We start from the raw sequence: 11,574 nt of genomic DNA on the forward strand, positions 1-11,574 counted from the left end.
AAAATAGTGGCTGTAAGGTTTTGTTAATTTCTCAACTAAATGGAATTAATAAAATGGCTGTTCCCGCATATATTTGGCTTTATAACTCTACTGGAACCCTGATTCAAGGGAGTAGCAATGTTCTACTGCGTGAAGGTGCTATTGAAATGCAGAGCTTTAACCACGGCGTGCATATCCCTTACGATAATACTTTTGGGAAACTTACGGGGACGCGTGTGCATGACCAGTTAAGTTTTACCAAAGAGCTCGATAAGGCTACACCTTACCTGAATCGTGCCGTCTGTCAGGGCGAGACACTCCAGCAGGCAATCATTAAATGGTATCGGATTAATGACGCAGGCGTAGAGGAAGAATTCATGCACGTTATTTTGAAAAACGTCAAAGTGGTGGCTGTCACGCCAGTGATGCACAATTTTAAAAACACTGGCGGTCAAATGAATAACCCTACTGAATCCGTGTCGCTGGCGTATGAAAGCATTACCTGGCTATATCTCGACGGGAATATTTCTTACACAGACTCATGGAACCAGCGAGTGGTGGCCTGATGATCAGTTGCCGGGTTGATTTTAACCATCTTTACGACGAGGGGCGCGTAGCCCGTTTGGATGTGGGCGGGGTAGGTTCATTTCCGGTGTTTTCCGGGCTGGGCGATCTCGCCAACAAACCTGAATGTTCGTACATGACAAATGCCACCGTCCCTCCAGGGAGTTACTGGATTGTAGATCGTCCGTCTGGTGGATTATTTTCTCACAGCCAGACATGGTTCAAACACGCATTTACCGGAAATAACTACTACGACTGGTTTGCCCTGTTCCGCAAAGACGGTGTAGTGGATGACTACATGACCTTTGACGTTGACAGTTCGCATCACTATCAGCGGGGTCATTTTCGCCTGCATCCACCGCGTCCAGATGGTTCTGGCATCAGTGAGGGCTGCATCACCTTCTTTCTTTCGCGTGATTTTTACATAGTACGTGCTGCTCTGTTGAAGGCTCACCGGCACCGGATTCTGCAGGGGGATAAACTCTGGGCTTATGGTGATATTACGGTGATTGGTAATGCCTCAGGGAGTTGCGATGTCACGCTCCGCTAAGTGGTCGTTACGCCTGCTGATGTTTCTGACTATCACGTTTGCGCTGATGCTCTCAGGGGTATTCGACCCGCTGGCCGACAGCATGAAATATACCGTCACGAATCTCATGAATTACATCCCGACAGAGAAACTGGAACCTTACCCAGACCGTGTTGAGGATAATTATTTCACGATGTACATCATGTTTAATGCGCTGGTAGCCGCTGTGATCGTTTTTAGCGGGGAAAAGCTTGTCTTATTAGCGCGCAATTCATAAAACAGTTGTGCAGTTCTGACGGGTTATAGCAGGCCCACCACCAGCAACTAACAAACGCCCCGCGTAGGGGCTTTTTTTGGGGAGTTAATTTTACGAATTCGCAGTTAAGTACTCCGTTAAAAGTACACAATTAGCAGTTTCCGGTTTTTCGCTTCAATCCTGATATCTGTAAATGGTTGTTTTATTTGTTGATTGCGTCGTAAAAAACGTATTCGCATTCGGGGAGCTGCGAACTGCACAGCTTACATTTAATCATTTTGGAAACTACCAGCATATTGTGCTCCACCCTGCTTGCAGGGCGATAGTGCAGCTGGCATGCCTGTCAGGCTTGTTTTCTTACGGTAAACCTCATGAATTTTCGTTTTGTGATTTTCAAAAATGGTTTTTGCGTTGATTGCTATGAGCAAAAGGAAAAGGCAGCGTTAACTGATAAGCTTTTCCGGTTGAGTCAACTTTCATTGGCGGATATCCGCCAGCAGGACCGGCATAAGCTCGGATACGAAAAAATCTCCCGTAGCTCATTCAAAGCAGCTATTCCTGCCAATGTAACCGAAGACGTAGAACTTATGGCATTTCGATTTTGCAGTAAGGCACCTATGGTGGGTTACAAGCGTAATGCTACCTTTTACGTTATCTGGCTGGACAGATCATTTATGCTTTATAACCATTCCTGACACGTTCCCATACTGACCATCTGGAACCTCGCTATTGAACTACCACCATCATTAGACTCGTAACAGAAAAGCTAAATATACAGATGTATATTTAGCTTTTCTGTATCGTTTATCTTGCTGCATACCCATCGATAGGAGGTGGAAGATCAATCCCTGAGGCTTTTGTTTTGCGGAACGGCCCGCTTCATCAAATTTTTACACCCGCGAAAATAAAAAAATGAGGTGATGTGATAAAAAGGGCCATTAACTTTATTAGTCATACATGTAAGGCAGTTCACCCGCCAGCATGATTATAGTGTCCCTTGCTTTCATGCCGGTATAGCCCCTGCTCATTGTGTACAGGTGAGCGCTATCAGGGCTATTTTCATAACCCCGAGAGGTTAGAAACTCATTGTATCTTTCACGTTCCTGCTGCCTTTCAATAGACTGAAAGTATAATTCCTGAGGTGTTGGGCGCCGTGGGCTCATGCTTTATCCCTTCGTTGAGTGTGGTTAGAAAGTTTATCTTTTTAACGGCACGTAGTCACGATAGTTAACCATGCTTCCCTTTGCGGAATATCCCGGCATATCCCAAAAAAGCAAAAGGGCCAACGATATCTCGTCAGCCCTTGCTGTATCTGGTGGCCCCTGCTGGACTTGAACCAGCGACCAAGCGATTATGAGTCGCCTGCTCTAACCACTGAGCTAAGGGGCCGTGGCGGTGAATTATAAAGTAACTCCCCGCAGCAATCCAGCCATTCACACCTGCCTGCTGTTTTTATAAACAACGCATAATCAATCCTTTATACTTCTCTGACGATGTATCGAGCGGGAGTAAAGATGATCAACGATATTCTGGCCCCAGGCCTGCGGGTGGTGTTCTGCGGAATCAACCCGGGCAAGTCCTCGGCGCACACCGGTTTTCACTTTGCCCATCCGGGCAATCGCTTCTGGAAGGTGATCTATCAGGCCGGGTTTACCGACAGGTTGCTCAAGCCGGAAGAGGAACAGCATCTGCTGGACACGCGCTGCGGGATCACCATGCTGGTCGAGCGGCCTACGGTACAGGCGAGCGAGGTCAACCTACATGAGCTGCGCAGCGGCGGACGGGAGCTGATCAAGAAGATAGAGGATTATCAGCCGGCCGCGCTGGCGATCCTCGGCAAGCAGGCCTACGAGCAGGCGTTTAGCCAGCGTGGAACGCAGTGGGGCAAGCAGAGCATCACGATTGGCGTTACGCAGGTGTGGGTGCTGCCAAATCCGAGCGGGCTCAACAGGGCGACGCTGGATAAGCTGGTAGAGGCGTATCGGGAGCTGGATGAGGCGCTGATGGTGCGGGGGCTTTAATCCTCTGCGGCCTGATGCCCTCATCCTCTCCCCACATGACTGAGGGATCCCCACAACGTTATGGCAGCACGGAACAGTCCCCTCGCCCCTCCGGGGAGAGGGTTAGGGTGAGGGGAATATACGGCCGTGGTGGTCATTCCGTTCACTTTATGTTCCTTGCTACTCTGTCACGACATGACCTGTGAACGTGCCAGGGTGGCTCAGTCGCCACCACCCTGGCGACCCGGGCTCCCGGCGGTAAATCGCCGCTTCGCGGTGCCCTCGGCTTATTCCTTCCGGCTTATCGGGTACGGGCGGAGGTAACGTCTCTGTAAAGCCCGCCCTCTCGGCGCATCCATGCGCCTCGCCCCGGCCTGCAAGAAACGCCTCAGCGATTTACAGCCGGACCAGAGCATCGCTGAAAGTCTTCACTCGTTCTGAAACAAGGTTATTGCCTCTGCTTATAAATTACTGGGGAGCCCACAGTCCAAAGGGAGAGGGAATAAACAAAAAAAAAGCTCCCGATTGGGAGCTTTTTCACTGTCAGGACCGATTAATCGTCCAGGAAGCTACGCAGCACTTCAGAGCGGCTTGGATGACGCAGCTTGCGCAGCGCCTTCGCTTCGATCTGACGGATACGTTCGCGGGTAACGTCGAACTGTTTACCCACTTCTTCCAGCGTGTGGTCGGTGTTCATATCAATACCGAAACGCATACGCAGGACTTTCGCTTCACGAGCGGTCAGGCCAGCCAGAACGTCGTGCGTCGCAGCGCGCAGGCTCTCGGTGGTGGCAGAGTCCAGCGGCAGCTCGAGGGTGGTATCCTCGATGAAATCACCCAGATGCGAATCTTCATCATCACCGATTGGTGTTTCCATGGAGATTGGCTCTTTGGCGATCTTCAGCACTTTACGGATCTTGTCTTCTGGCATCAGCATGCGCTCGGCCAGTTCTTCCGGCGTCGGCTCGCGGCCCATCTCCTGCAGCATCTGGCGGGAGATACGGTTGAGCTTGTTGATGGTCTCAATCATATGCACCGGAATACGGATGGTGCGCGCCTGATCCGCGATAGAGCGGGTGATAGCCTGACGGATCCACCAGGTTGCGTAGGTGGAGAACTTGTAACCACGACGGTATTCAAACTTATCTACCGCTTTCATCAGACCGATGTTGCCTTCCTGAATCAGATCCAGGAACTGCAGACCACGGTTGGTGTATTTCTTGGCGATAGAGATAACCAGACGCAAGTTCGCTTCAACCATCTCTTTCTTCGCGCGGCGGGCTTTCGCTTCACCGATGGACATACGACGGTTGATGTCTTTAACCTGCTCGATGGTCAGGCCGGTCTCTTCTTCAATCTGATGCAGTTTCTGCAGGCCGCGATGTACGTCGTCCTTCACGTCGTGCAGTTTTTCAGACCACGGCTTGTTCATCGCGATAGCCGCGTTGAACCAGGTTTCGCTGGTTTCGTTGCCGGTGAAGAGGGTGATGAAGTTCTTCTTCGGCATTTTGCACTGCTCAACGCACAGCTTCATGATGATGCGTTCCTGGGTGCGTACGCGATCCATCATCACGCGCATGCTGTTCACCAGGTAGTCGAACTGTTTTGGCACCAGGCGGAACTGTTTGAATACCTCAGACAGTTTCAGGATCTCTTCCTGAGCGGCGGCATGGCTGCGGCCTTTCGCTTTAATGGTGTCACGCGTCACTTCGTACTGGGTACGCAGCTCGGCAAACTTCTCACGCGCCAGCTCCGGGTCGATGCTGTTGTCATCGTCCGCGGTGTCGTCGTCGCTCTCTTCCTCATCTTCGTCTTCGTCATCATCCATCTCTTCCTGAGACAGTTCAGAACCGACGTGAGTGGCGGTAGGTGCCATATCTTCTTCAGCGTTCGGGTCGACAAAACCGGTGATCAGGTCGGACAGGCGCGCTTCTTCTGCTTCAACGCGATCGTACTGCTCCAGCAGATAGGTGATCGCTTCCGGGTACTCGGCAACGGAGCACTGAACCTGGTTGATCCCGTCTTCGATGCGTTTTGCGATGTCAATTTCGCCTTCGCGGGTCAACAGTTCAACGGTACCCATTTCGCGCATGTACATGCGGACCGGGTCAGTGGTACGCCCGATTTCAGATTCCACGCTGGACAGTACCTGTGCAGCAGCTTCTTCCGCTTCTTCGTCAGTGTTGTTGGAGGTTTCAGCCAGCAACAGATCATCGGCATCCGGTGCTTCTTCCATCACCTGAATGCCCATGTCATTGATCATTTGGATGATATCTTCGATTTGATCTGAATCGACAATATCTTCCGGCAGATGGTCATTGACCTCGGCATAGGTCAGATAGCCTTGCTCCTTACCACGTTGGACAAGAAGTTTCAGCTGTGACTGCGGGTTTTGCTCCATAAGACGGTATCCACACTTAATTCGTTTGATTGGTGTCGGCGATGGGGCTGCCAACCTTTAAAGCGAGGGCGTACTTATATTTTTGCCGCTGCCTCTCAGTGCGGCTGCCGGGGGCTTCCCGATCGATATTCGGCACTTAAGCCGTTAAATTTTTTATTTCTTCGCCAGTTCCTGGTTAATCATCCAGAGCTCCCGGCGTTCTTCGCTGCTTAAACCGTGTGTGCGCTCGCGAGCTATCAACTCTTCCTGGCGCAGCTCAAGCATCGAATCAAACATATGGTTGAGTGAGTCGGTGAACGTTTTTTCTGCAATGTCCTTATCTGCTATATCGTCCCACATCGACAATTTTTCAAGGGTAGCGGCCTCTTTTGTGCCGCGATAATGCTCTAAAAGTTGTCCGGTGGTCAGACCTGGCTGAGACAAACACGTGTTGACCAGTTCTGAAAATAAGCCAAGCCCGGGCAATTTTTCGTGGTTTAAACCCGCCAGCGACGGCACCTGCGGCGCAAGCTCGGGGTTTTGGACCAGCAACCCTATCAGTATACGCATGGTTGTGCGTTTTAGCTGAGGCGCGGGCCGAACCGCACCGTTTTCAGCCTGTTTTGGCATTAAACGTTCAAGCTGGCTGTCATCCAGAATGCCGAGCTTGTTGCCTAACTCCTGACGCAGATAGATGCGCAGCGTTTCGCCGGGCACCTGGCTGATTAACGGCAGCGCCAGCGTGCTGAGCTGCGCGCGCCCGTCAGGGGTACTCAAATCGACCTGCGGCATCAGGCTGTTAAACAAAAACGTGGAGAGCGGCTGAGCCTGTTCCATCCGCGCTTCAAACGCAGCTTTGCCCTCTTTACGCACCAGCGTATCCGGGTCTTCGCCGTCGGGCAGAAACATAAAGCGTAGCTGACGCCCGTCGGTCATATACGGCAGCGCGGTTTCCAGCGCGCGCCAGGCGGCGTCGCGCCCTGCACGGTCACCGTCGTAACAGCAGATGACGTTGTTGGTCACCCGGAACAGCAGTTGAATATGATCGGCGGTGGTGGACGTCCCTAACGACGCAACCGCGTAGTTGATGTCATACTGCGCCAGTGCCACGACGTCCATATAGCCTTCGACGACCAGAAGACGCGGAGGTTCCGCATTATTCTGCTGCGCCTCATAAAGGCCGTACAGCTGGCGGCCCTTATGGAAAATATCGGTTTCCGGGGAGTTGAGGTATTTCGGCAGGGCATCACCCAGCACGCGACCACCAAAACCTATTACCCGGCCACGCTTGTCGCGGATCGGGAACATCACCCGTTCGCGGAAGCGGTCGTAGCTTCGTCCCTGGTCGTTAGTGACCAGCATGCCTGCATCGATGAGAGACTTACGATCTTCGCTATTGCCGCCAAAACGCTTTAACACGTTGTCCCAGCCGGGCGGGGCGTAACCAATAGCGAAACGCGTAATGACATCGTCGCTCAGTCCGCGCTTGTTCAGATACTGACGCGCAGGCTCAGCCGCAGATTGCTTAAGAGACTGTTGGTAAAACGAATTCAGGCCATCCATCAGTTGATACAGCGTTTGCCGTTGATGGCGCTCGATCTGACTTGGCCCACTGCCTGCTTCATACGGCACTTCAAGGTTATGCATCGCCGCCAGCTCTTCGACGGTTTCAACGAACTCGAGCTTGTCGTAGTTCATTAAAAAATCGACGGCATTACCGTGTGCGCCACAGCCGAAGCAATGGTAGAACTGCTTTTCACCGTTTACGGTGAAGGAGGGGGTTTTTTCGTTATGGAACGGACAGCACGCATGATAGTTCTTGCCCTGCTTTTTTAGCTTTACCCGCGCGTCGATGAGATCGACGATGTCGGTTCTGGCAAGCAGGTCATTGATGAAAACGCGTGGGATTCTTCCGGCCATATGCCCCAAAATTTTAAGCGACTTATAAACGAAAACAAGCCGCGCATTCCTTCCGGAAGCACGGCCTTACGACTATTACTCTGTCTGTCAATTGAGGGCTGAGGCCCTCAACCAATTAGTACAGACGAGTACGGCGTGCGTTTTCGCGAGCCAGTTTCTTCGCGTGACGTTTCACAGCGGAAGCTTTAGCGCGCTTACGTTCGGTCGTTGGTTTTTCATAAAACTCACGACGACGAACTTCAGCCAGAACACCTGCTTTCTCGCATGAACGTTTGAAGCGACGCAGTGCTACGTCGAACGGCTCGTTTTCACGTACTTTAATTACCGGCATGTAACTCTCACCTTTAATAAATTCGGTTTGCCGCTGGCATCAACGCCAGCTTATTTCAAAATGGTGCGGAATTTTACTGCAAATGCTGCTGCTTTGTAAAGCACCGATGCGATTTTGAAAGGGACTTTAATAAGGGTGAGGAGTATACACGAGCCTTCTTCCTGGGGCGAACAAAGTTTTACATCAACCCGCCCAGGCTCTACACTGCGCGGTATTGAAACGAGGTAAAACAAGTCATGCGTGTACTGGGTATTGAAACATCCTGCGATGAAACCGGCATCGCCATTTACGACGACGAAAAAGGGCTTCTGGCCAACCAGCTGTATAGTCAGGTGAAATTGCACGCTGACTACGGCGGCGTCGTACCTGAACTGGCCTCTCGTGACCACGTGCGTAAAACGGTTCCCCTGATCCAGGCGGCGCTGAAAGAGGCCGGGTTGAGTTCAAATGATATCGACGCTGTGGCCTATACCGCAGGCCCGGGCCTGGTCGGCGCGCTGCTGGTCGGCGCAACGGTTGGCCGTTCGCTGGCGTTCGCGTGGGATGTGCCGGCGATCCCGGTTCACCATATGGAAGGGCACCTTCTGGCGCCGATGCTGGAAGAGAATCCGCCTGAATTCCCGTTTGTGGCGCTGCTGGTCTCCGGCGGCCATACGCAGCTGATTAGCGTAACCGGCATTGGCAAGTACGAGCTGCTGGGCGAATCGATCGACGATGCCGCCGGTGAAGCGTTCGACAAAACCGCCAAGCTGCTGGGTCTGGATTATCCGGGCGGCCCGATGCTGTCAAAAATGGCGTCGCAGGGAACGGAAGGGCGCTTTGTCTTCCCGCGTCCGATGACCGACCGTCCGGGGCTGGATTTCAGCTTCTCCGGGTTGAAAACCTTCGCGGCGAATACGATTCGCAACAACGATGACAGCGAGCAGACCCGCGCCGATATCGCCCGCGCGTTCGAAGATGCGGTGGTGGACACGCTGATGATCAAGTGTAAGCGCGCGCTGGATCAGACCGGCTTTAAGCGTCTGGTGATGGCGGGTGGCGTCAGCGCTAACCGCACGCTGCGCGCGAAGCTCGCCGAGATGATGCAAAAGCGTCGCGGGGAAGTGTTCTATGCCCGTCCGGAATTCTGCACCGACAACGGCGCGATGATCGCTTACGCGGGAATGGTGCGCCTGAACGCGGGCGCAACGTCCGACCTGAGCGTGTCCGTGCGTCCGCGCTGGCCGCTGGCGGAACTGCCGGAGGCGTAATCCCTCACCCTAACCCTCTCCCCACAGGGAGAGGGGATCGTTTGGCTACACCCGCAGCATCCCTTTCTCTTCCAGAAACGCAATAATCGTCGCTAACCCGTCACCCGCCTTCAGGTTGGTAAAGGTCCATGGACGCTCGCCGCGCATGCGGTTAGTGTCGCGCTCCATCACCTCCAGCGACGCGCCGACGTACGGCGCGAGGTCGGTTTTATTGATCACCAGAAAATCGGATTTGGTGATCCCCGGCCCGCCTTTACGCGGGATTTTTTCCCCTTCGGCCACGTCGATCACGTAAATGGTCAGATCCGCCAGCTCCGGGCTGAACGTCGCGCTCAGGTTATCGCCGCCGCTTTCAACGAAGATCAGATCCAGATTGCCGAATTTCTCGCTTAACGCTTCTACCGCCGCCAGGTTCATTGAGGCATCTTCCCGGATGGCAGTGTGCGGACAGCCGCCCGTCTCCACGCCAACGATGCGCTCCGGCTCCAGCGCGCCCGCCTCGGTGAGGATGCGCTGATCCTCTTTGGTGTAGATATCGTTGGTCACCACCGCAAGATGGTACGTGTCGCGCATCGCCTTGCAGAGCGCTTCCAGCAGCGCGGTTTTGCCCGATCCTACCGGGCCGCCCACGCCCACGCGCAGGGGATGTTTGTAATCAGCCATGTTGACTCCTCAGGAACGGAATAGTCGTGAATATTGGGTTTCGTGGCGCGCGGAGGCGATGGCGGACAGCGGCGTTGCTGCCCCCAGCGCGTCGTCGCTACGCAAAAATGCCTGTTCAAGCCCGGCGGCGTAATGGTCGCCCAGTTCGATAATCAGCTGCTGCGCGGCCTGTTGCCCAAACGGCACCAGCTTGACGCCCGCCATGACCGCGCTCTCCATCCAGCTGTAGCCGAGGCTCAGCGCCAGCTCGCGCGCGCTAATGCCCCAGCGCACGCCGAGCCAGGCCATGCCGCAGAGCTGGCTCTGCATAAACAGCGGCAGCCATTCGGGCGGACAGTCTGGCTCCCAGCTTTTAATCAGGCGCGTAAACGCCGCCCCGCGGTTGCGCTCCTCTTCGCGCAGCTCGCGCGTTTCCCGGCAGGCGAGAAGGTATGCCGTCCAGCGTTTGGCCATCGTCAGATCCTGCTGCTCGCAGGCCCGGAATAGCCGAATAAACAGCGGCAGGTCGACGCAGAAAAAGCTCTGCTCCATCTGCTGGATTTGCCAGCGTTTGAACGCGTCGGCGTTGGTGACCCAGCCTGCCTCAACGGCCCACTCCAGCCCCTGCGACCAGGTAAACGACCCGACCGGCAGGCTGCTGCTGGATAGCTGCATCAGGCGCAGCCTCTGGCGGGCGTGCTCCATCAGCTCATCAGCGCCAGCAGGGCAGAGACGATCAGCCCGCCGCCGAAGGTTTTACGCAGGCCGTCGTGACGGCGCAGCAGCAGCCCCGCGGCAAAGCTGGCGCACAGCACTGTGGTGCTGGCGAGCATAAAGCCGCTGGTGAAGAGCCAGAAGCTGTGGCCGGACATCTCCACGCCGTGCGCCCAGCCGTGGAATATCGCCAGGGCAGGTACCGCCAGCAGCAGACGTTTTTCGGTTTTAAACATCATCACGCCGGATACCGCCAGCGAGGCGATAATCAGCATCTCCATGCCGCTGAAGCCGCCGAGCAGGCTGCCCGCAATGGCGCCGACAAGCATCATCCCGAGGGTGGCAAACGGCAGCAGGAGTTTGCGACCGCTCAGGGCCGAGAGCACGCCCGCGCCCGCCAGCATCAGCAGGTGATCGAGCCCCGTCAGCGGGTGGAGAAATCCGGCCTGGAAGCTGTCGGTACCGTGACCGGGATGCGCGAGCGCGGGAACGGAAAAAGCCAGCAGTAACAGCGGTAAATACTTGCGCATGATGGATCCTTAATGTGAATGAGCGTGAGAATGGCTGTGGCTGTGGGCATCGCTGGCGTACGCGCCCGCTTCCGGTTCAAACGGCAGGCTGGCGTAGGTCACGTCCAGCCCGAACTGGCGCAGCATGTCGTCGAGAACGTGGTCGTGGTGATAGCGCAGCTCGCCGGGCATGATCTGCAGCGGCACGTGGCGGTTGCCCAGGTGGTAGCAGGCGCGGGCGAGCAGGAACGGATCGGCGCAGCGCACCACGGAAACCGACTCCGGGGCGGCGATCACTTCGATGACCTCGCTGCCGTCGTCGGTAGTCAGCAGGTCGCCCCCGCGCAGCAGCAGGCCGCGCGGCAGCATCAGCCCGGCTTCGCGGCCGTCGTTCAGCGCTACGCGGGCGCGGCTTTTCACCCGCACGTCAATCGGCAGCGTGACGCTGGCGGTAATCGGATGCGCATGGTCCAGGCGTTGGGTTAAATAGATCATCATCA

The 11,574-nt window shown here is 54.9% G+C and carries 13 protein-coding genes and 1 tRNA gene; 6 read left to right on the plus strand and 8 right to left on the minus strand.

The window, feature by feature from the left end:
* Positions 1–53: 53 nt before the first annotated feature.
* The 4 genes from AC1VYI_RS04935 to AC1VYI_RS04950 all read left to right on the plus strand — a co-directional run bounded on the left by AC1VYI_RS04935 (position 54) and on the right by AC1VYI_RS04950 (position 2,023).
* A complete protein-coding gene (locus AC1VYI_RS04935; protein ID WP_126303108.1) occupies positions 54–545 on the plus strand; it encodes an Hcp family type VI secretion system effector in 492 nt (163 codons plus the stop codon).
* The gene (locus AC1VYI_RS04940; RefSeq protein WP_047173619.1) at positions 545–1,093 is read left to right on the plus strand and encodes a DUF2778 domain-containing protein; all 549 of its coding nucleotides are present in this window, start codon (positions 545–547) and stop codon (positions 1,091–1,093) included. Before AC1VYI_RS04935 ends, AC1VYI_RS04940 begins: the two co-directional genes overlap by 1 nt.
* On the plus strand, positions 1,077–1,349 hold the full coding sequence (locus AC1VYI_RS04945; protein ID WP_045404077.1) for a hypothetical protein: 273 nt from the start codon (positions 1,077–1,079) through the stop codon (positions 1,347–1,349). The genes AC1VYI_RS04940 and AC1VYI_RS04945 overlap by 17 nt, the downstream gene beginning before the upstream one ends.
* Before the next feature lie 350 nt (positions 1,350–1,699).
* The gene (locus tag AC1VYI_RS04950) at positions 1,700–2,023 is read left to right on the plus strand and encodes a hypothetical protein (protein WP_226484311.1); all 324 of its coding nucleotides are present in this window, start codon (positions 1,700–1,702) and stop codon (positions 2,021–2,023) included.
* 618 nt (positions 2,024–2,641) lie between these two features.
* Here AC1VYI_RS04950 and AC1VYI_RS04955 read toward each other — a convergent pair.
* A tRNA-Ile gene (locus AC1VYI_RS04955) sits at positions 2,642–2,717 on the minus strand.
* Positions 2,718–2,842: 125 nt separating this feature from the next.
* Between AC1VYI_RS04955 and mug the strand changes: the two genes are divergently transcribed.
* Positions 2,843–3,349: a G/U mismatch-specific DNA glycosylase gene (mug, locus tag AC1VYI_RS04960; protein WP_023309229.1), complete on the plus strand. Its 507-nt coding sequence runs from the start codon at positions 2,843–2,845 to the stop codon at positions 3,347–3,349.
* Positions 3,350–3,881: 532 nt separating this feature from the next.
* On the opposite strand, the gene rpoD is transcribed toward mug, so the two are convergent.
* From rpoD to rpsU, 3 genes are all read right to left on the minus strand, one after another.
* Complete coding sequence (gene rpoD, locus AC1VYI_RS04965; protein ID WP_482878161.1) at positions 3,882–5,729, minus strand: RNA polymerase sigma factor RpoD; 1,848 nt, start codon at positions 5,727–5,729, stop codon at positions 3,882–3,884.
* 153 nt (positions 5,730–5,882) lie between these two features.
* Entirely contained in the window at positions 5,883–7,628 is a 1,746-nt protein-coding gene (dnaG, locus tag AC1VYI_RS04970) for a DNA primase (RefSeq protein ID WP_134867142.1), read from the minus strand.
* 115 nt (positions 7,629–7,743) lie between these two features.
* The gene (gene rpsU, locus AC1VYI_RS04975) at positions 7,744–7,959 is read right to left on the minus strand and encodes a 30S ribosomal protein S21 (RefSeq protein ID WP_001144069.1); all 216 of its coding nucleotides are present in this window, start codon (positions 7,957–7,959) and stop codon (positions 7,744–7,746) included.
* Positions 7,960–8,195: 236 nt separating this feature from the next.
* On the opposite strand from rpsU, the gene tsaD reads away from it, so the two are divergent.
* Positions 8,196–9,209, plus strand: coding sequence for a tRNA (adenosine(37)-N6)-threonylcarbamoyltransferase complex transferase subunit TsaD (tsaD, locus tag AC1VYI_RS04980; protein ID WP_029741753.1), 1,014 nt, complete (start codon positions 8,196–8,198; stop codon positions 9,207–9,209).
* Between the two features lie 45 nt (positions 9,210–9,254).
* Here the strand turns inward: tsaD and ureG are convergent, their stop codons facing one another.
* The 4 genes from ureG to ureE are packed head-to-tail and all read right to left on the minus strand — an operon-like array spanning position 9,255 to position 11,569.
* Positions 9,255–9,872 carry an urease accessory protein UreG gene (gene ureG / locus AC1VYI_RS04985; protein WP_014071813.1) on the minus strand — a complete coding sequence of 206 codons (618 nt, stop codon included), beginning with the start codon at positions 9,870–9,872 and terminating at the stop codon, positions 9,255–9,257.
* A gap of 9 nt (positions 9,873–9,881) precedes the next feature.
* Positions 9,882–10,556, minus strand: a complete 675-nt coding sequence (locus AC1VYI_RS04990; RefSeq protein WP_023309226.1) for an urease accessory protein UreF — start codon at positions 10,554–10,556, stop codon at positions 9,882–9,884.
* On the minus strand, positions 10,556–11,095 hold the full coding sequence (locus AC1VYI_RS04995; RefSeq protein WP_134867143.1) for a HupE/UreJ family protein: 540 nt from the start codon (positions 11,093–11,095) through the stop codon (positions 10,556–10,558). Before AC1VYI_RS04995 ends, AC1VYI_RS04990 begins: the two co-directional genes overlap by 1 nt.
* A 9-nt stretch (positions 11,096–11,104) precedes the next feature.
* Positions 11,105–11,569, minus strand: coding sequence for an urease accessory protein UreE (gene ureE / locus AC1VYI_RS05000; protein WP_039263017.1), 465 nt, complete (start codon positions 11,567–11,569; stop codon positions 11,105–11,107).
* Positions 11,570–11,574 lie beyond the last annotated feature (5 nt).

Source organism: Enterobacter sp. QK-SA4, assembly GCF_056856775.1.

What these genes read in the sequence shown, in the direction of transcription:
- AC1VYI_RS04935 (WP_126303108.1), top strand. Translation starts at nt 54, where the DNA reads ATGGCTGTTCCCGCATATATTTGGCTTTATAACTCTACTGGAACCCTG.
- AC1VYI_RS04940 (WP_047173619.1), top strand. Translation starts at nt 545, where the DNA reads ATGATCAGTTGCCGGGTTGATTTTAACCATCTTTACGACGAGGGGCGC.
- AC1VYI_RS04945 (WP_045404077.1), top strand. Translation starts at nt 1,077, where the DNA reads ATGTCACGCTCCGCTAAGTGGTCGTTACGCCTGCTGATGTTTCTGACT.
- AC1VYI_RS04950 (WP_226484311.1), top strand. Translation starts at nt 1,700, where the DNA reads ATGAATTTTCGTTTTGTGATTTTCAAAAATGGTTTTTGCGTTGATTGC.
- mug (WP_023309229.1), top strand. Translation starts at nt 2,843, where the DNA reads ATGATCAACGATATTCTGGCCCCAGGCCTGCGGGTGGTGTTCTGCGGA.
- rpoD (WP_482878161.1), bottom strand. Translation starts at nt 5,729, where the DNA reads ATGGAGCAAAACCCGCAGTCACAGCTGAAACTTCTTGTCCAACGTGGT.
- dnaG (WP_134867142.1), bottom strand. Translation starts at nt 7,628, where the DNA reads ATGGCCGGAAGAATCCCACGCGTTTTCATCAATGACCTGCTTGCCAGA.
- rpsU (WP_001144069.1), bottom strand. Translation starts at nt 7,959, where the DNA reads ATGCCGGTAATTAAAGTACGTGAAAACGAGCCGTTCGACGTAGCACTG.
- tsaD (WP_029741753.1), top strand. Translation starts at nt 8,196, where the DNA reads ATGCGTGTACTGGGTATTGAAACATCCTGCGATGAAACCGGCATCGCC.
- ureG (WP_014071813.1), bottom strand. Translation starts at nt 9,872, where the DNA reads ATGGCTGATTACAAACATCCCCTGCGCGTGGGCGTGGGCGGCCCGGTA.
- AC1VYI_RS04990 (WP_023309226.1), bottom strand. Translation starts at nt 10,556, where the DNA reads ATGGAGCACGCCCGCCAGAGGCTGCGCCTGATGCAGCTATCCAGCAGC.
- AC1VYI_RS04995 (WP_134867143.1), bottom strand. Translation starts at nt 11,095, where the DNA reads ATGCGCAAGTATTTACCGCTGTTACTGCTGGCTTTTTCCGTTCCCGCG.
- ureE (WP_039263017.1), bottom strand. Translation starts at nt 11,569, where the DNA reads ATGATCTATTTAACCCAACGCCTGGACCATGCGCATCCGATTACCGCC.